Below are 19,051 nucleotides of genomic sequence, written 5' to 3' on the forward strand. Positions count from 1 at the left end.
GCCCCGATCCTTCACCAGCCTCACTGTCTCAAGCTTGAACTCGCGGCTGAACTTCCTTCTCTGCATTCCAACTCTCCAGTTCCGTTAAACACCTTATCTCGGTGTCCACGAAACCGGCAGCAGGCCATGTCGACAAGATTGAGGCTGGTCCGACCGCAGCTGTCGACGGCGTGGTGCGCTGGCGTCTTGTCGATCTGGCGCAATGGGTCTTTGAGGAATTCCGCATTTCGATCAGCGTCCAGACGCTGTCGCGCGAGATGCGGGCTCTGGGCTACCGCAAGCTCTCGGCTCGCCCGCGCCACCATGCGCAGAACGAGTTCGAACTCGACGCTTTTAAAAAGACTTCCCCGCCGCGCTGGCAGAGATCGAGTCGAACGAAGCCGCCGGCAAGCCCATAGAAGTGTGGTTTCAGGACGAGATGAGGGTGGGGCAGAAGAACCCGATCACCCGACGATGGGCCAGACGGGGGACCCGGCCGTCGGCACCGAAAGATCAACGGACCGCTTCAGCCTACATCTTCGGCGCGATCTGCCCGAAACTCGGCAAGGGTGCCGCCCTCGTCATGCCTCGCTGCAACACACATGCCATGGCCTGCCATCTCGCCGAGATTGCCCGGACGGTCGCTCGCGGCGCGCATGCCGTCGTGCTGCTCGATCAGGCTGGTTGGCACACGACCTCAAAGCTGACAGTTCCCGACAATATCACCCTCATGTCGCTGCCGCCTCGCGCACCGGAACGGAACCCCGCCGAGAACCTGTGGCAGTTCATGCGCGACAACTGGCTCTCGAACCGGATCTTTAAATCCTACGAGGATATCCTCGATCACACCTGCAATGCTTGGCGAAAGATCGAGGCACAGCCCTGGCGCATGATGTCCATCGCACTGCGAGACTGGGCGCATGGGTTCTGATCAGTGAGAGTTGGTATAAGGCCTTATTCGGCCAGGCCTGAGACCGCACTTGCGGCAGGCCCTGGCGATGGCCTTCGACTTTTAGCAGGCACAATGATCGGCCATGACACCGGTGCCGGTCATACCCAGGCTCTTCGATGCGCGCTAAAGCTTGATAACTCCAGTCTCCTCGGTCCAACCCAAATGGACAATCTGCCGAGAGCTGACAGCGAGACGGAGTCAAGCGCCCGACAAGGGCGCCGCCATCATCCGACGGCGCCCATTTTTCCGCACGGCCAGTGAGTGGGGACCGGCCGTGTGGCAAGGACCGCTGATCAGTAAGGGCAGGCCGAGTCGGTCGTGTAGTCGTGGACCTTGATGGTGCCGGCGATGATGTCCTGCTTGGCCTTGTCGGCCGCTGCTTTCATCTCCGGAGTGATCAGATCTTTGTTGTACTCGTCGACCGAGTAGCCGACGCCGTCATTTTCGAGGCCGAGCCGCTCGACGCCGGAGGTCCACTTGTCGCCCTTGACATCGATAAAAGTCTGGTAAACGGCGTTGTCGACGCGCTTGATCATCGAGGTCAGCACGTGGCCTGGAAACAGGCCGTCCTGATTGGAATCGACGCCGATGCCGAGCTTGCCGGCGTCCGCGGCGGCCTGCAGCACGCCGACGCCGGTACCGCCGGCCGCATGGAAGATGACGTCCGCGCCCTGGTCGATCTGCGCCTTGGCGAGTTCGCCGCCGCGCACCGGATCGTTCCAGGCGGCGCCGGTGGTGCCGGTCATGTTCTCGATGACCTTGGCGTCCTTATCGACGGATTTGACGCCGCCCTTGTAACCGCAGGCGAACTTCGAAATCAGCGGAATGTCCATGCCGCCGACGAAACCGACCTCTTTTGACTTTGACTTCATCGCGGCGAGGATGCCCACGAGATAGGAGCCTTCCTCTTCCTTGAAGAGAATTGAACGGACATTCGGCAGATCGACTTCGGAATCGATGATCGCGAATTTGGTGTCCGGATAGTCTTGCGCGACCGCCTTTAGCGCCTCGGCCTGGGCAAAGCCGATCGAGATGATCGGGTTGTTGCCGTCCCGGGCAAAACGGCGCAGCGCTTGTTCGCGCTGGGCCGCGTTGGAGATCTCCAGATCGCGATAGGCGATGCCGGTGTCCTTCTTGAATTTCTCAGCGCCGTGATAGGCGGACTCGTTAAAGGACTTGTCGAATTTTCCGCCGAGATCATAGAGGATCGCGGGCTTGAAGTCGGCGGCCCTAGCATCGGTGACGGCCGCAGCGGAAACGATGGTTGCGGCGAAGAGTCCGGCCCAGAAATGTTTCATCGATGTCTGATTCCCTGTTGGCAAGGAGGCGCTTTCTACTTGGCGGGGCTGCCGGCCATTCGTTGTATCGCATGGCGACACGGTCGAAGTTGGCTCCCGCACCGGTCGAGAGATTGGCACGGGACGCAGCGAGATTGAAGAAAATTCAGCACGATCAATGTAAGCGCCCCAGTCAAACATCGGCGTTTTGCTGCCGTGCTGCGGCCGGTGGGCCGCGTTGCGGCCGGTTGCCTATTCGGAAGGCAGGTTGGTGACACCGACGGGGCAGGAAACGCCGGTGCCGCCGACCCCGCAATAGCCGCCGGGATTTTTGGCGAGATACTGCTGGTGGTAGTCCTCGGCATAGAAGAATTCCGGCGCCGGCTGAATCTCCGTCGTGATCGTTCCCGTGTGCCCGGCGGCCGTCAGCGCCTGCTGATAGCGATCCTTTGAGGCCAATGCGGCCTGCGCCTGCGCCTCTGAAGCGGTGTAGATGCCGGACCGGTACTGGGTGCCCATGTCGTTGCCCTGGCGCATCCCTTGCGTTGGGTCATGGCCCTCCCAGAAGACCGTCAACAGATCCTCGTAGGACACGACGGTCGGGTCGAACACCACCAACACGACCTCGTTGTGCCCGGTCTGGCCGGTGCAGACTTCCTGATATGTCGGGTTCGGCGTGCTGCCGGCCGCATAGCCGGCGGCGGTCACACGGACACCTTCGATCTGCCAGAACTTGCGCTCGACGCCCCAGAAGCAGCCCATGCCGAACATCGCCGTCTGGAGGCCGTCGGGGAATGGCCCCTTCAACGGCCTGTGCAGAACAAAGTGCTCCCGCGCCGTGGGGATCGGCTCGCTGCGGCCGGGCAGGGCCTGGCCGGGGCCGGGCAGCTTCATCTTCTTGGAAAACATGTCGAGAATATACATGAGACCTCCTGTGGCGACGGCGCGGGGCCGGCCGGCGCGCGATCGTGATGCGACGATCATGATGCGACGATCATGATGCGCCAATCGTCGTCGAACGATCCGCCCGTACACTCGGACCGTCAATCATGGCCATCGCGGGTTGAGGCTTAATCTCGGTCTGGCGAGCGGTCGATTCAAGCTTTTCGCCGCTGTCGCGGGGGCAATTTGCCGGCGTCGCACCTGAGGGGCAAGCGTCAGATGTCGCGGCGGCGATTGGGTCCGGCGCGATGGCCCCGATGGCCGAGCAGCAGAAACAACAGGCCGACCGCCCCGCAGGTGATCGACATCGACCACGAGCCGATCACCGCGGCCGTCATCGAGCCGGGCACCGCCTCTGAGACCATCAGCCCCATCGCCGACAGTGCCTGGTCGATGGTGAGCAGCTGGCTCGTTTCGTCGGCGAGCGAGCGGGCGATGTCGCCGACCGCGAAGACGACGCCGACAGCAAGGACGATCAGGCCGAGGGCACGAAACAGAAGATACATGGCGGCGAAGTCTCCACGGCTTATCTGACGAGCAGCGCCTTGGCGCGGGTGCGGCGATCGGCTGGGCGTCGATCATCCTTGCCAGAACTGCCCGATCACGGCGCACAAGCCAAGGCCTCGCGGGCGGTGGTGACGTTGGATTGTGCGCCAGCGCTCGGCAAGGCCACGCGCTCGTCGTTGCCGCGCGCCATTCTCGCTTGACCTCGATCAACGCTGCCATGGGTGAAGCGGCATAGCCTGGCGAGAGTTCGAGACAGTCAGGAGTTGAGACTCATGGGAACGACATTCACCCGGCGGCCGGCCAACGCCGCAACGACCGCCCCCGCCATCGCCGATCTGGCGGTGTTTCTGACCGGCGCTGCGACCGACGAGAGCGCCATCGCCTATGGCGAAATCCTTGCGGCAGAATTTGCGGCGCATCTCGATTGTCATCTTCTCAATCATATCCCGACACCGATCCTGACGGCGGCCCCGGGATCCGAGGTGCTGGCCGCCGAAAACGCCCGGCTGGGGCGGGAGACCGGTGATCGGTTGCAGGCCAAGCTGCGCGAGCGGCTGGCACGGCTGGCCGTCGCCTTCGATCTGCGCCGCTCCGACGGCACGCTCGGCGAGCTGCGCTACGCCGTGATGCGGCAATGCGGTGTCGTCGACATCGCCCTGCAGCCGCAGCGGGCGATCGTCGAGGCGCCGGACATGTCGCTGTTCGAGGCGGTCTTGTTCGACGCGCGGATGCCGATCCTCATCGTGCCCGATACCGGGCCGGCGCTGGCGCATCTGCCGCAGACGGCCTTCGTGGCGTTTCGCGACACGCCGGAATGCGCCCGCGCGGTGGCTGCGGCGCTGCCGCTGCTAAAGCGCGTCGGATCGGTGATCCTCGCCAATATCGCCGAGGACGGCGCCAGCGAACAGCGCAAGAACGAGCCGATGAGCGACATGGCCCGGCACCTTGCCCGCCATGGCATCGCCGTCGAGGTGAAGGAACTGCCGAACTGGCGCGATCCGGCCGAGGGTCTGATCGAAGCCGCCGGGATTGCCGGTGCCGAGCTGGTGGTAGCCGGCGCCTATGGCCATTCGCGGCTGCGTGAATATCTTTTGGGGGGTGTGACGCGCGCGCTGATCCGCCATTGCCCGGTCCCGCTGTTGATGGCCCACTGAAGGTGAGACAGTCTGGGCGGCGATGGCCCGGCGGATTGACGAAGCCGGCGCGTGCCGCTTCAAGCGGCCGCGCCGACCGTTTTGACGGTCAGGCCCACCCGAATTTGTCACGACGAGGCTGCCGATGAGTGTCCGCAACTTCGACGCGTTGTTCGCGCCCCGCTCCATCGCTCTGATCGGCGCGAGCAACCGGCCGCATTCGGTCGGCAACGTCGTGGCGAAGAATCTCCTATCCGGCGGATTCGACGGGGCGATCATGCCGGTCAATCCGCACGCGGCGACGATCGAGGGCGTCGCCGCGTTTCGCGCGCTCGAGGCTTTGCCGCAATGCCCCGATCTCGCGGTGGTAGCGACGCCCGCGCCGACGGTGCCGGGCATCGTCGCCGACCTTGCCAAAATGGGCTGCAGGGCCGCGATCGTGATCAGCGCCGGGCTCGGGGCGGCAGGGTCAAGCGGGCGCACCCTGCGCCAGGAAATGCTCGATCACGCCAAGCCGAAGCTGATGCGGATCGTCGGCCCGAACTGCCTGGGCCTGTTGTCGACGCCGGCCGGCATCAATGCCAGCTTCTCGCCTGTCATGCCGGCGCGCGGCGACATCGCCCTGGTCAGCCAGTCCGGTGCCATCGCCACCGCGATCCTCGATTGGGCCGGCAGTCGCGGCATCGGCTTTTCCCATGTCGTCTCGCTGGGCGATATGAGCGACGCCGACTTTGGCGACATGCTCGACTTTCTGTCGACCGATCGGGCGACACGGGCGATCCTGCTCTATGTCGAGAACGTCACCTTTGCGAAGAAATTCATGTCGGCGGCGCGAATCGCCGCGCGCGCCAAGCCGGTTCTGGTCATCAAGTCCGGGCGGAGCGCCGAGGGCGCACGGGCGGCGCAGTCGCATACCGGCGCCTTGGCCGGGTCGGATCTTGTCTATGACGCCGCCTTTCGCCGCGCCGGCGTGCTGCGGGTCTTGAGCCTTGAGAGCCTGTTCGAGGCGGCGGCCACGCTCGCGACCGGCATCCGCATCGACGGCGACCGGCTGGCGATCCTGACCAATGGCGGCGGTGCCGGCGTCCTGGCGGTCGATTGGCTCGAAGACCTCGGCGGCAGGCTCGCCGAGATCGGCGCGTCGACGATCGAGCAGCTTGACGCCGTGCTGCCGCCGACTTGGTCTCACGGCAATCCGGTCGACATCATCGGTGACGCGACGCCCGAGCGCTATCGGGCGGCGCTTGAATGCCTGATGCAGAGCCGGGACGCCGACGCCGTCCTCGTCATCAACTGTCCGACCGCCGTCGCCGACAATATGGAGGTCGGCAAGGCGGTCATCGACGTCGCCAAGGCGATGCCGCGCTTTCCGGTGCTGACCAACTGGCTCGGCGGCACCACGGCGGCGCCGGTGCGGGCCTTGTTTGCCGCCGAGCGCATTGCGAGCTTCGAAAGTCCGGAAGATGCCGTGCGCGCCTTCACCCACCTCGTCGATTATCGCCGCAACCAGGCCCAGCTGATGGAAACGCCGGGCGCCGGCGTGATCATCGCCGAAGACGATGTCGCAGCCGCCCGGCAAATCATTGCGGCGGCTGCCAACGATGGCCGGGCCTGGCTTCATGAATGGGAAGCCAAAGAGGTGCTGCGGCTCTTCGGTGTTCCGACCGTTCCCACCCATTTCGTCCCGTCGCCGGAGGCGGCGGCGCGGTGCTTTGCCGAGATTGGCGGGCCGGGGGTGCTGAAGATCGTCTCGCCCGCGATCACCCACAAATCCGATGTCGGCGGTGTGCGGCTCGGCATCGAGACGTCCGGCCAGATGCTCGACGCGGCGGAGGCGATGATCGCGGCGGTGCGCGCGGCCCGCCCCGATGCGACGATCGCCGGCTTCACCGTCCAGCCGATGGTGACGCGCGGTGACGGTCATGAGCTGATCGCCGGCATTGCCAGGGACGCGACCTTCGGCCCGGTGATCCTGTTCGGGCGCGGCGGCAAGGAGGCCGAAGTGGTCGCCGACCGCGCGGTCGGTCTGCCGCCGCTCAATTCGGTGCTGGCTCGGCAGATGATCGCCGCAACTGAGATTGCAAAGCTCCTGCGTGGTTTTCGCAACGTCCCGCCGGTGGACATGGATCGCTTGACCGAGACGCTCGTGCGCCTGTCGGAGCTTGCTGTCTTGTTGCCCGAGGTTCGCGAGCTCGACATCAATCCGCTGACCGCAAACGACCAGGGCGTCATCGCGCTCGATGCCCGCATTGCGATCGATCCTTTGGCCGAACGGGACGCTGTGGCGGCATCGCGCGCGGTGGGGCCGGCGATTCGGCCCTATCCGCGCGAACTCGAACACGATGTTGCGCTCCGCGACGGCACTGCCTTCCATCTGCGGCCGATCCGGCCGGAAGACGAGGACGCGCTCGCAGAGATGGTCATGGCCTGCGCGCCGGAGGATCTGCGTCTGCGTTTCATGGGGCCGATGAAGGCGTTTCCGCATCAGACCGCGGCGCGCTTCACGCAGATCGACTACGACCGTGAAATGGCGCTGATCGCCGTCGCGCCGTCAGCCGGCTATGGCGAGGGGCCAATTTTCGGGGTCGTCCGCATCGTCGCCGATCCGGAAAACGAGGATGCGGAATTCGCCGTCCTCGTGCGCTCCGACATGAAGGGGCGGGGCCTTGGCTACGTCTTGATGTCGGCGATTCTCGACCATGCGCGAGCGCGGGGATTGGTCCGCGTCCATGGTGAAATTCTGCGTGAAAATATCGGCATGCGGAATTTGGCGCGCGATCTTGGTTTCCACCCGCGTCCATCGCGCGAATTTTCCGATGTCGCCCACGTCTCCATCACGCTCTGAGATCGCGCTTGTGTGGCGTTTCAGGTGCTCGAACTGCGGCTTTGCACGCTCTCTGCGCTTTTCATCGACGGTGGGCTTTGTCTATGCTGCGGCAATCTTGTATCGCCACGGCGACGTAACGCGAGATTGCCGATGCGAAACCAGAGCGTCGAGTCGGAATCGCGTCGGGTCCGTTGAGTAAGCCGGGATCTGGCCGGAGGAGTTCTTGGAAAAAACTGCCCACAACATCCTCTTGACGCGGCTCAAACTCGTTGCGGAAATCGACGGCGAAGACGAAGCGGCACTGATGGCGCTGCCGGTGACGGTGCGCGAGATCGATTCCGGCATCGACATCGTTTCGGAAGGCCAGCGCGTCAATCAGTGCTGCGTTCTGATCGATGGCTTCACCTATCGGTATCGCCACACGCTGGACGGCAAACGACAGATCATCGCCTTCCACGTTTCCGGCGACATCCCCGATCTTCACAGCCTGCATGTCAACTACATGGATCATAGCTTCGCCGCGACGACCCCGAGCCGGATCGGCTTCGTCCCGCACGAGGCGGTGTGGAATCTCTGCGTGCGCCGGCCGAATGTCGCCGCCGCCTTATGGCGCGAGACGCTGATCGACGGGGCGATCTTTCGCGAATGGATCGTCGGTCTCGGCCGACTGTCGGGCCTTAGCCGGACCGCTCATCTGCTCTGCGAACTGGCAATCCGCATGCGCGCCGTCGGTTTGGCGCCGGACCGCATCTATCGTCTGCCCCTCACTCAGCATGAGCTGGCCGATGCGCTCGGCCTGACGGTGGTGACGGTCAACCGGGTTCTGCGCGACCTTCGCCTGGCCGGTCTCGTCGAGCGCGACCGCTCGCGGATGATCATTCGCGACTGGGCGGGGCTCGTCCGGCTCGGTGAATTCGACCCGCAATATCTGCATTTCCGGCTGCCGATCGCGATGGATGAAGAGCGGGCCCGCGTGCAGGCGTGACGCGCCGAATGGATTGGGGTGCCCGGCGGATATCGTTAGGGTGGATCTGTATACGAGGCGCCATGCGCCAAGGTTTTTCGTCTTGGCGACGGAGTTTCATGCCTCACGTGACAAGGATGCTACGCTTCCGATAGAAGATGATCTGATGTGCGCTCCAGTGCAGGCGCTGGCCCTGTCGGTTTTCAGCTGGCCGCACGGGACCGAACATTTCAGCCGATGCTGCATGCCGCTGCATCCGGCGGCTTTGTGCGTTGCGCAAATTGGGGAATTCAGGGAAGAAATGCCACCGCTTTTCATCGTCGCCGACGATCATCCGCTGTTTCGCGGAGCGCTGAAAGAAATTCTGACGTCTTTTCCTGAGGGCGCGGACATCGTCGAAGCGGCGGATTTCGAGGGGGCCGCCAAGGCGCTCGTCGACCATGGCGACGCCGATCTCTTGCTGCTCGACCTGTCGATGCCGGGGACCAGTGGCCTGTCGGGCCTGGCGCTGTTGCGCGCCGAGCATCCGTCGGTGCCGATCGCCATTGTTTCGGCGAGCGAAGACAATCAGGTGATGGCCCGCGCCCTCGATCTTGGCGCGTCGGGCTTTATACCGAAATCCTCCGGCTTTGCCGAAATCCGCGAGGCGATTACGACGCTGCTGTCTGGCGAGGTTTGGCTGCCGGCCGGCGTTTCGCTCGATGCGTCCGGGGATCCGGAGATCGGCGCGTTGATCACCCGGATGAAGACGCTGACGCCGCAGCAGACGCGGGTGCTCTCGATGCTCGGCCGGGGTCTCCTCAACAAGCAGATCGCTTACGAACTCGGCGTTTCCGAGCCGACGATCAAGGCCCATGTCTCCGCCGTCCTGTTGAAGCTCGGCGTCGACAGCCGCACCCAGGCGGTGATCCTTTTGGGCAAGCTCGGGATCGACCCGGAGCGTGGCATCGCCACCTGACCGGCAAACTGAGAGCGGAATGCGATGAACCGGGATCGCCCATGCGCTCTACGGTATCGGCAAAGCACGATGCGTCGATTCAAAGAATGAGAGCGCCCGGTATCGGATCGGACGCATGGCGCTCTGGCGCCCTTGCCACGAATCGACGTCATCTCCCTCATTCGGCGGCGTCGCGCCGTTGCAGAACACTCGCCATCGCCGCACGCAGCGAGGCGGGCTTGAGCGGCTTCGTCAATACCTGGACGTGGATCGCCGCCGCCTGCTCGCGCACCTGTGCCGACCGCTCGGCGGTGACGAGGATCGCGTCAAGCTCGGCGTCGAGCCGGTGTCGCAGCTCGGCGATCGCCTGCAGCCCGTCGCTGCCGCCGTCGAGGTGATAGTCGACGAGGGCGAGGCGCGGCCGAAAGCCGGTCGCCGCGCAGGCCTCGATGGCCTCGGCGGCCGAGTTGAAGGTTTCGACGTCGCAATGCCAGCCCGACAGTAACAGCGCCATGCCGTCACGAATGGCCGGATCGTTGTCGATGCACAGGATCGGCGAGCCCGCCACGGCGAGGCCGAACTGCGATCGCGGCGAACTTTGCGGCGCCTGATGATCGACGCCCGCCGCCGCCAGCGGCAGCTCCACCCGGAACGAGGTGCCGCGTCCGTGCCGTGAATGGGCGGAGATCGGATGGTCGAGCACCCTGGCAATCCGGTCGACGATCGACAGGCCGAGGCCGAGCCCTGAGGCGGCACGGCTGCCCTCGTCGAGGCGCACGAATTCCTCATAGATCGCGTGCAGCTTGTCGTTGGGAATGCCGATGCCGCTGTCGGTCACCTCGATAGCGATGCGGCCGTTGCCGCGCCGGCGCACGCCGACCACGATCTTGCCCTCCCGGGTGTATTTGACGGCGTTGGAGACGAGATTCTGCAGGAGCCGGCGCAGTAGATTGCGATCGGATCGAACGGTGACGCCGGTTGCGACGAAGCGCAGCGACAGGTGTTTCTCCTCGGCAAGCGGTCTCAGGTCGGTCTCGATCTGCCGCAAGAGCGGCGCCAGCGGGAAGTCGGAGGGCTTGGCTTCCATGCCGCCGGCGTCGAGACGGGAAATATCGAGCACGGCGCCGATGATTGCCTCGACGGCTTCGAGCGAGGAGCCGATATTGCCGACCAGCTCGGCGCCCGGCGATTGGCCGTGACGTTGCTCCAGCGCCGAGGTGTAGAGGCGGGCGGCGTTAAGCGGCTGCAGGATGTCGTGGCCGGCGGCGGCGAGAAACCGCGTCTTGCCGAGATTGGCCGCTTCCGCCGCCCGGCGCGCCTCGGCGAGATCGCGGTTGGCGGCGGTCAGCTCGACGGTGCGCCGGCGTACGCGCTCCTCCAGGCTTTCATTGACTTCGCGCAGCATCGCCGCGCGTCGCACCCGCTCGGTCATGTCCGAGACCGTGGCGACGAGACCGCCATCGGGCATGGTGTTGACGCGCATTTCGATGGTGCGCCCGGAGCGTTTGAGCGCGATCTGACGCTGCGCCGGCGCCTTGGTCAGATCGTCAAAGCTCGCCTTATATTCGGCTTCGTTGATTTCGCCATCGTCGAGGAGATGGTCGAACACCACAGTTAGCGGCGTGCCGACCTTGCCGAATTCTGGCGGCAGGCCGAGAAGGTCGCGAAACTGACGATTCCAGAAGGTCAGGCAGAAGTCACCGTCGAAGATCGCAAGGCCCTGATCGACTTGATCGAGGGCGATCCGCAAAAGATCGCGATTATACTGCAACGCCTCGGATGCATCGTCGAGAAGCTGCAGCGCCTTGCGGCTGGAATCGGTGTGGCGCTGATAGAGCAGCGACAGGACCAGGCGGGACGAGGCCGAGCCAATCGCCGAGGCGAGCAACTGTTCGGAAAAGGTCGTCGTCGCACTGTCGGCCGGCGCCGCGTCGTCGAGCCGGATGTCACGTTCGGTGGCGAAGGCTGCGAAGGCCCGCTCCGTCCGCTGAGCGCCGAGATAGCGGGCGATCGTGGCCTTCAGTTCGCTGACGGCGACGTCGATCCGCATTCGCCGCCCAGCCGTCGCCTGCGAGGCGTCGCGATCGGCGAAGAGGGCGGCCTGGATCCGCTCGATCGGGCTTGAGGCCCGGCTGAGGGAGCCGGCGATGAGCCCGGCCAGATTGGCCGACAGGCTGAGAAAAACGCCGAGCAGCAGCGGATCGGCGTAAGGGCGGACGGCCGGTCCGACCAGCGGTACGACGATGCCGAGGGCCGGCGCCAGCAGCGTGACCGCCCAAACCGCGATACCGACGGACATGCCGATCGTCGCGCCACGCGCATTCGCGCGCTTCCAGTAGAGGCCGACAAAGAGCGCCGGCGCGAGTTGGGCGATCGCGGCGAAGGAGAGCAGGCCGATCGACGCGAGGCCGCCGCCGTCGCCACCGAAGCGATAATAGAGATAGCCGAAGAACACGATCAGCAGGATTGCCGAGCGGCGCACATAAAGGATCAGCCGCGTCTCGTCGCCGGTGCGGCTCGGCCATCGGCCACGGCGCTTCAGCAGGATCGGCAGGACAAGGTCGTTGGAGATCATGATCGCCAAAGCGACGCTGGCGACGATCACCATCGCGGTCGCCGCCGACAATCCGCCGATGAAGGCGACGACGCCGAGGAGGTCGGCTCCGGAGGACAGCGGCAACGCCAGGACATAGAGGTCGGCGTCGAATTGCGGGCCGAGGCGAAGCAGGCCGGCGGCGGCGATCGGTACGACGAACAGGTTGATCGCGATCAGATAAAGCGGAAACAGCCAGCGCGCCCGGCGGATTTCGCCGCGCGTGCGGTTTTCGACCACGGCAATATGGAATTGCCGGGGCAAAAGCAGGATGACTAGGGCGGAGAGGCCGAGGCTGGTGAAGAAGGCGCCGCCGACCGGTGTCGAAAAGGCATCGGCGACCGTCGTGCTGGCCCGCGCCGCGCGCCACAGCTCGGCCGGATCGAAGAGATAAAATGTGGTCCAGATGCCGACGGCGACGAAGGCGGCGAGCTTGACCAGGCTTTCCATCGCCACGGCCAGTACCAGCCCGTCCTGATGCTCGGTCGCGTCGGCATGACGGGTGCCGAACAAAATGGCGAAGAGGCCGAGAACGGTGGCGATCGGCAGCGCAAGATCGCCGAGCAGCGGCGGTACGTCGAGATTGGGGCGGTAATGGAACACCAGCGTCGCGACGCTGGTCGAGATCGCTTTCAGCTGCAGCGAAATGTAGGGCACCGTGCCGACCAGCGCGATGCCGGTGGCGAGCGCGGCGACAGCGGGGCTTTTGCCGTAGCGCGAGCCGATGAAGTCGGCGACGGTGGTGATCTTTTCCGCCTTGGCGTGGCGCACGATCCGCTCGATCAGGCTCGGCGCCAGCATGAAAACGACGATCGGACCGAGATAGATGGCGAGAAAGGCAAAACCCTCACGCGCTGCGACCCCGACCGATCCCAAAAACGTCCAGGATGTGCAGTAGACTGCCAAGCTCAGGGAATAGACGGCCGGCCGGCTCGCCTGCGGGGCCCATCGCCCGGCGCCTTTGTCGGCCCAATGGGCAACCGCGAAGAGCAGGAGCAGATAGGCGATCGCGACCAGGGCGATGAGACCGCTGTGCAAACCAAAGCCCCTTTCGTCGCAATTTGAAGATCGACGGCGGATCAATCATTTGCCGAGTTCGCCACAGCGCGCGGCGCGAGGCAAGCGTTGCACCGAGACGGCACCCGGCGGGCGATGCGATTGACTTCGTCATCCCTATGCACGATGTCGCGGGCAGACGCAGTGTTTGGAGAAAATCGATGCCGGAAATGATCGACGTTCACGACCTGACGGTCGCCGAGGATCTCAAGCGTTTCATCGATGAAGAGGCTTTGCCGGGGACGGGCGTCGAAGCGGAGAGGTTTTGGTCGTCCTTTTCCGGTCTGTTGAACGATCTGGCGCCGAGGAACCGGGCGCTGCTTGCCGAGCGCGACCGGATTCAGACCGCCATCGACAGCTGGCATCGCGAGCGGCGCGGCCAGACCATCGACATGACCGGGTACCAGGCGTTCCTGCGCGACCTCGGCTATCTTGTGCCCGAGGGGCAGGACTTCTCGATCGAGACGGCCAATGTCGATCCGGAGATCGCGCTGGTGCCCGGGCCGCAGCTCGTCGTGCCGCTGATGAATGCGCGCTACACGCTGAACGCCGCCAACGCCCGCTGGGGCTCGCTCTACGACGCGCTCTACGGCACCGACGCGATGGGCGACGCGCCGGAGGGCGCGGGGTATGATCGGGCGCGGGGCGCGCGCGTGGTCGCCTGGGCGAAGGGCTTCCTGGACGGTGTCGCACCGCTCGACCGGATCTCACATATCGATGTCGAGACCTATGCGGTCGAGAATGAGACGCTGGTCGTGAGTTTCGGCAACGGCAAGACCGCGCGGCTGAAGAATCCGCTGGCCTTTGCCGGTTATCGCGGCGATCCGGCGGCGCCCTCGGCCGTGCTGTTCAAGCATAATGGCCTGCATGTCGAGGTCGTGGTCGATGGGGCGCATCGCATCGGCAAGAACGACAAGGCAAAGGTCGCCGACGTGCTGCTCGAATCGGCGGTGTCGACGATTTGCGACTGCGAGGATTCGATCGCGGCCGTCGATGCCGAGGATAAGACCGCCGTCTATCGCAATTGGCTCGGCCTGATGACCGGCGAGCTGTCCGATACCTTCACCAAGGGCGGCGAGACCCTGACCCGCCGGCTCAACCCGGATCGCGACTATCGCAGCCCGAACGGCACTCCCTTCACCCTACCGGGCCGCTCGCTGCTTTTGATCCGCAATGTCGGTCATCTGATGACCAATCCGGCGATCCGCCTCAAGGACGGCTCGGAGGCACCGGAAGGCATGATGGACGCGATGATCACCGCGATGATCGCCATCCACGATCTGAAGAAGACCGGCGGCATGCGCAATTCGCGGGCGCGCTCGGTCTATATCGTCAAGCCGAAGATGCATGGGCCGGAGGAGGTCGCCTTCGCCAGTGAGACTTTCGCCCGCGTCGAGGACGCCCTCGGTCTCGACCGCTATACGCTGAAGATGGGCATCATGGACGAGGAGCGCCGAACCACGGTGAACCTCAAAGAGTGTATCCGGGCCGCCAAGCATCGGGTGTTCTTCATCAACACCGGTTTCCTCGATCGCACCGGCGACGAGATCCACACCTCGATGGAAGCCGGGCCGATGGTCCGCAAGACGGTGATGAAGGAGCGCACCTGGATCGGCGCTTACGAGGACTGGAACGTCGATGTGGGTCTTGCCTGCGGCTTCCGCGGCAAGGCGCAAATCGGCAAGGGCATGTGGGCGGCGCCGGCGAAGATGAACGACATGCTGGCGCAAAAGGTCGGTCATCCGCAGGCCGGCGCCAATTGCGCCTGGGTGCCGAGCCCGACGGCGGCGACGCTGCATGCGACCCACTATCACCGCGTCGACGTGCTGGCGTGGCAGGAGGCGATCGCCGGCCAGGGGCGCCGGGCGCTTCTCTCCGACATTTTGACCATCCCGCTGGCCAACCGCGCCAACTGGCCAAACGAGCAGATTAAGGCGGAGATCCGGAACAACGCCCAGGGCATCCTTGGCTATGTCGTGCGCTGGATCGACCAGGGTATCGGCTGTTCGACCGTGCCGGATATCAACGACGTCGGCCTGATGGAAGACCGCGCCACCTGCCGGATTTCCTCCCAGCATCTGGCCAACTGGCTGCATCACGGCGTCGTGTCCAAGGACGAGGTGATGGCGGCGATGCAGGAGATGGCGGCCAAGGTCGACGAGCAGAATGCCGGCGATCCGAACTACGAAAAGATGGCCGGACGCTTCGAGGAGTCGATCGCCTTCAAGGCGGCCTGCGACCTCGTCTTCGAAGGCCGGGAGCAGCCTTCCGGCTATACCGAGCCAGTGTTGCACCGCCGGCGGCTGGAGAAAAAGGCCACCCGCGCCGGCTGACGCCGGATCGCATCGGTTTTGCCAATCTGGAGCGGATGCGCTGACAGACGACAATCGGCCCGGACACCCTCGGCGGTGGCCGGGCCGATTGCTTTGGCGCAGTCGTCGTTCTGTCCGGCGTTTGAATCGTCGCCCAGAGATTGTCATCGACTGTCGGCATCGCGCGGCGGTCCGCAATACAAAATCCATCAAAAGTTGTACTGACAGGCGAGTGCCGAGGGCGTCCGGTCACGCGAATCATGCCGTATCGTCAGTTACCCCCAAATGGGGGTAGCCACTCTTGCACATCTACGCAATTTGGTTGCGAAACGCTTTCGCGGCGAAAGGAAGTGGTTGAAAACAAACTTACCTTTCAAAATCATCTTTAAATTATCCGGGAAATTATGTGTCAAAACGCCGCAAATGAGGGGTAGATGTACTTGAAATTCATGCAAGGTTAGGATCTCACATACGGTATGGGAATGTTTCCCACCCATTGAAACTCAATCGGTTAGTCAACACCTCCTGCGCGTGCTCAAACTGAAGGTTCCCCCAATGGCAAAGCTGATGCCTAGCAACTCCCTCGGATTTCTACTCGTCGATACTGCTCGGCTATTCCGTCAGGAATTCGAGCGTGCGGTGGTAGAAGCTGGCCTCTCCCTTACGCCCGGCGAATTGCGGGCTCTGGCGTATGTGGCGCGGTATGAGGGGTCTCGTCAGGCGGTGCTGGCGGACCGGATGGGCGTCGAGCCGATGACCATGTCGGCCTATCTCGACCGCCTCGAGGGCCGCGGCCTGGTGCAGCGCACGACCGATCGTAATGACCGCCGCGCCAAGGTGGTCAACACCACGGAAGCTGCCGTCAGCGTCTTCGAGGAGACCAAGCCGGTTGCAACGGCGGTCTATGAGCGGCTGGTGAGCGGCTTCAACGAGCAGGAGCGCGAGATCGTCCACGACCTGTTGACTCGCGTGCGGCAGAATTTGACCAACGAGCCCCAAACGGGCGCCGAAGATCCGATGATGCCGTCGACGCGTTCGGCGATGCCAAGCGCCGGCATGTATCGCAGCGCCTGAGGTGGCTGCGTGTTCATCCGCGCTGACTGAAGACGGCTGGTGGGTGCGAACCGCAGGATCCGCCCGATAAAGCCAAAAGCAACGGCCCGAATGCTGTTCCATGCATTCGGGCCGTTGCTTTTTGTCGCGAACGCTTCGTGGTCAAGGCCGGCGAGCGGTTCGGCCTCGACGGGTCATGCGCGTCTTTCCGTAGCGGCAAAACTCTTATAGCAGGGACCGGTCGTCGATAAATCTTGTGTCATGGATTGCGTTCTTGGCCACTTCTTCTGCGTCCGTTCGGCGCATGTCCGAGGGGCGAACCAGCCTGATCGGCGGTTGCCTCGTCGCCATCGGCCCGATTTCCCTCGCGCTCTACACGCCCGCCATGCCAACTCTGGTGTCGCAATTCGCGACCTCGGAGGCCATGGTCAAGCTTTCCCTTGCGGTCTATTTCGCCGGCTTTGCCTTCACCCAGCTTGTCTGTGGCCCCGTCTCCGACGCCTATGGCCGGCGCGTCACCACCCTCGTCTTCATGGTGATTTATCTGGCCGGGGCGATGCTGGCGGTCGTGGCACCAACGGTGGGGATCCTGATCGCCGCGCGACTGTTGCAAGGGATCGGCGCCTCGGTGGGCGTTGCGACGGCGCGGGCGATCGTGCGCGATCAGTTTACCGGCGAGACCTCGTCGCAGGTCATGAACACGATCGGCATCATTCTGGCGATCGGCCCGGCGGTGTCGCCGACGATCGGCGGCCTGCTACTCGATGCGGCCGGCTGGCATTCGCTGTTTTTCTTGATGGCCGGCTTCGGCATCGCGGTCATCCTCGTCACCGTCGGCTTCATGCGCGAGACGATCGAACCGGATCGGAGCCGGATCAAGCCGCGCGCGATCTTCGCCGCCTATCGCGAGCTGACCACCAACCGGCATTTTCTGGCGACCAGCCTCACCGTCGCCGGATCTGTCGGCGCGCTTTATACCTTGGCGACGGTGCTGCCCTTCGTGCTCATCGAGGTCGCCGGGCTGACGCCGACGCAATACGGCATGGGCATGCTCGCCCAGTCCGGCAGCTTTTTCCTCGGTTCGATCGTGGCACGGCTTTTGATGGCGCGGCTCGGCGCCTATCGGCTGGTGCCGATCGGGCTCGTCCTAATCGGCATCGGTGCGGCGGCGATGGCGATCTCGATCGCGGTGCTGCCGATTTCCTATCTGTCGATCATGGTGCCCGTCGCGTTCTATGCCTTCGGCATTGCCTTGGTGATGCCGGCGATGACCACCGCCTCGCTCGCGCCGTTTCCGCATATGGCCGGTGCGGCAGCGGCGATGATGGGCTTCATCCAGATGGGTTCGGGACTGCTCGGCGGCATCATTTGCGCGGCGATCGGCGAGCCGGTGCTGGCGACGCAGCTTGTCATTCCCGCCCTCGGAGTCCTCGCGATCGGCTCCTACATCGTCTATCGTCGCCATCCGCACCTTGCCGAGCCGGAGCCAATGCCGGAAATGCCGGCGCCGCCGATGCCGCGCGCGGGGCGGGCCTCGCCAATCGGCCGGACGGGTGAGTGAAACGGCCAAGGCGCCGCCGGGTGTTCGATCCCGGGCGACACTCTGCTCGATCTGCAATTCTGCGAACGCCGGTTTGATCTCGCGGTGCCTGGATCTCGAGAGGAATGGCAGCATGGCCGTGACGTCCAACTCCAAGCGCTTGCGCATCGCAGTCCTGTTTGGCGGCCAATCGGCCGAACATGAGGTCTCGATCCGCTCGGCGACCAATGTGCTGACAGCTCTCGATCGGGCCCGTTATGAGCCGGTTCCGGTCTTCGTGACCCGCGCCGATGGTCGCTGGCTCTTGGCGGCGATACGCGACGGCGTCCCGGAGACGCCGACGGCGGGAACCCAACTCTGTCTGGTTCCAGGGGGAGGAGGAGCGGTGGTCGGCATCGACGGGGATGGTGCAGTCGGCGCGCTGGCGCCATTCGACGCGGTGTTTCCGGTGCTGCACGGCTTTCCGGGCGAGGATGGTGCGGTGCAGGGGCTGTGCGACGTCGCGCGGGTACCGCTTGTCGGCTGCGGGATTCTTGGCTCGGCGACCGCCCTCGACAAGGATGTCGCCAAGCGTCTGTTGAGGCAGGCGGGTCTTGCCGTCGCACCGTCGGTCACGGTGTTCGCGGGCGAGGCGCCGTCATTTCACGCGCTCGAAGACGCCCTCGGCATGCCGGTCTTCATCAAGCCGGCGCGGCAGGGCTCGTCGGTCGGTGTCAGCAAGGTGCGTGCCTCGCAGGAGTTGGCCCGCGCGCTGGAGGACGGATTCCGCTACGATCGCAAGCTTCTGGCCGAGGCCTTCATCAACGGTCGCGAGATCGAATGTGCTGTGCTCGAGGATGCCGATGGCAGCTTATACCACCGGGCATTGATCAAAACCCGTGAGCCCAATCACGCATGCCGATTGAGATGATTTTCCACGGCTGGTCGACGAGTTTGTTCCAAGCGTCACAGCAGTGGGCGAGGATGTCATCGTAGTCGA

The 19,051-nt window shown here is 64.4% G+C and carries 11 protein-coding genes and 2 pseudogenes; 9 read left to right on the forward strand and 4 right to left on the reverse strand.

Features of this window, described 5'->3' with window-relative positions; genetic code table 11:
• Nucleotides 1–137 precede the first annotated feature (137 nt).
• Nucleotides 138–910, forward strand: a pseudogene (locus J1C48_RS18275) (IS630 family transposase); the annotation flags it as partial.
• 314 nt (nt 911–1,224) lie between these two features.
• On the opposite strand, the gene J1C48_RS18280 reads toward J1C48_RS18275, so the two are convergent.
• From J1C48_RS18280 to J1C48_RS18290, 3 genes are all read right to left on the reverse strand, one after another.
• Entirely contained in the window at nt 1,225–2,229 is a 1,005-nt protein-coding gene (locus J1C48_RS18280; protein ID WP_207259442.1) for a BMP family lipoprotein, read from the reverse strand.
• A gap of 231 nt (nt 2,230–2,460) precedes the next feature.
• Nucleotides 2,461–3,132, reverse strand: a complete 672-nt coding sequence (gene msrA / locus J1C48_RS18285) for a peptide-methionine (S)-S-oxide reductase MsrA (protein ID WP_207259443.1) — start codon at nt 3,130–3,132, stop codon at nt 2,461–2,463.
• Between the two features lie 233 nt (nt 3,133–3,365).
• A complete protein-coding gene (locus J1C48_RS18290; RefSeq protein WP_207259444.1) occupies nt 3,366–3,656 on the reverse strand; it encodes a hypothetical protein in 291 nt (96 codons plus the stop codon).
• A gap of 273 nt (nt 3,657–3,929) precedes the next feature.
• On the opposite strand from J1C48_RS18290, the gene J1C48_RS18295 reads away from it, so the two are divergent.
• The 4 genes from J1C48_RS18295 (at nt 3,930) to J1C48_RS18310 (ending at nt 9,539) form a co-directional block, all read left to right on the forward strand.
• Entirely contained in the window at nt 3,930–4,811 is an 882-nt protein-coding gene (locus tag J1C48_RS18295) for a universal stress protein (RefSeq protein WP_207259445.1), read from the forward strand.
• 124 nt (nt 4,812–4,935) lie between these two features.
• Nucleotides 4,936–7,635 (forward strand): bifunctional acetate--CoA ligase family protein/GNAT family N-acetyltransferase, encoded by a 2,700-nt coding sequence (locus J1C48_RS18300; protein ID WP_207259446.1) that lies wholly within the window; start codon nt 4,936–4,938, stop codon nt 7,633–7,635.
• Between the two features lie 205 nt (nt 7,636–7,840).
• The gene (locus J1C48_RS18305) at nt 7,841–8,602 is read left to right on the forward strand and encodes a Crp/Fnr family transcriptional regulator (protein ID WP_231081894.1); all 762 of its coding nucleotides are present in this window, start codon (nt 7,841–7,843) and stop codon (nt 8,600–8,602) included.
• A 280-nt stretch (nt 8,603–8,882) separates the two neighbouring features.
• A complete protein-coding gene (locus J1C48_RS18310; protein WP_207259447.1) occupies nt 8,883–9,539 on the forward strand; it encodes a response regulator transcription factor in 657 nt (218 codons plus the stop codon).
• A 157-nt stretch (nt 9,540–9,696) separates the two neighbouring features.
• On the opposite strand, the gene J1C48_RS18315 is transcribed toward J1C48_RS18310, so the two are convergent.
• Complete coding sequence (locus tag J1C48_RS18315) at nt 9,697–13,149, reverse strand: PAS domain-containing hybrid sensor histidine kinase/response regulator (protein ID WP_207259448.1); 3,453 nt, start codon at nt 13,147–13,149, stop codon at nt 9,697–9,699.
• A 179-nt stretch (nt 13,150–13,328) separates the two neighbouring features.
• Between J1C48_RS18315 and J1C48_RS18320 the strand changes: the two genes are divergently transcribed.
• From J1C48_RS18320 to J1C48_RS18335, 4 genes and pseudogenes are all read left to right on the forward strand, one after another.
• Nucleotides 13,329–15,500, forward strand: coding sequence for a malate synthase G (locus J1C48_RS18320; RefSeq protein ID WP_207259449.1), 2,172 nt, complete (start codon nt 13,329–13,331; stop codon nt 15,498–15,500).
• 546 nt (nt 15,501–16,046) lie between these two features.
• Nucleotides 16,047–16,553 (forward strand): MarR family winged helix-turn-helix transcriptional regulator, encoded by a 507-nt coding sequence (locus tag J1C48_RS18325; protein ID WP_231081895.1) that lies wholly within the window; start codon nt 16,047–16,049, stop codon nt 16,551–16,553.
• A gap of 283 nt (nt 16,554–16,836) precedes the next feature.
• The gene (locus tag J1C48_RS18330; protein WP_207259451.1) at nt 16,837–18,093 is read left to right on the forward strand and encodes a multidrug effflux MFS transporter; all 1,257 of its coding nucleotides are present in this window, start codon (nt 16,837–16,839) and stop codon (nt 18,091–18,093) included.
• 118 nt (nt 18,094–18,211) lie between these two features.
• Nucleotides 18,212–18,928, forward strand: a pseudogene (locus tag J1C48_RS18335) (ATP-binding protein); the annotation flags it as partial.
• Nucleotides 18,929–19,051 lie beyond the last annotated feature (123 nt).

It is taken from the genome of Jiella flava, assembly GCF_017349315.1.
In the GTDB taxonomy this organism is placed as follows: Bacteria; Pseudomonadota; Alphaproteobacteria; order Rhizobiales; family Rhizobiaceae; genus Jiella; species Jiella flava.

Excerpts from the sequence above, each read along its gene's own strand:
- J1C48_RS18300 (WP_207259446.1), top strand. The coding sequence starts at position 4,936 with ATGAGTGTCCGCAACTTCGACGCGTTGTTCGCGCCCCGCTCCATCGCT.
- J1C48_RS18320 (WP_207259449.1), top strand. The coding sequence starts at position 13,329 with ATGCCGGAAATGATCGACGTTCACGACCTGACGGTCGCCGAGGATCTC.
- J1C48_RS18295 (WP_207259445.1), top strand. The coding sequence starts at position 3,930 with ATGGGAACGACATTCACCCGGCGGCCGGCCAACGCCGCAACGACCGCC.
- J1C48_RS18280 (WP_207259442.1), bottom strand. The coding sequence starts at position 2,229 with ATGAAACATTTCTGGGCCGGACTCTTCGCCGCAACCATCGTTTCCGCT.
- J1C48_RS18290 (WP_207259444.1), bottom strand. The coding sequence starts at position 3,656 with ATGTATCTTCTGTTTCGTGCCCTCGGCCTGATCGTCCTTGCTGTCGGC.
- J1C48_RS18310 (WP_207259447.1), top strand. The coding sequence starts at position 8,883 with ATGCCACCGCTTTTCATCGTCGCCGACGATCATCCGCTGTTTCGCGGA.
- J1C48_RS18325 (WP_231081895.1), top strand. The coding sequence starts at position 16,047 with ATGCCTAGCAACTCCCTCGGATTTCTACTCGTCGATACTGCTCGGCTA.
- msrA (WP_207259443.1), bottom strand. The coding sequence starts at position 3,132 with ATGTATATTCTCGACATGTTTTCCAAGAAGATGAAGCTGCCCGGCCCC.
- J1C48_RS18330 (WP_207259451.1), top strand. The coding sequence starts at position 16,837 with ATGTCCGAGGGGCGAACCAGCCTGATCGGCGGTTGCCTCGTCGCCATC.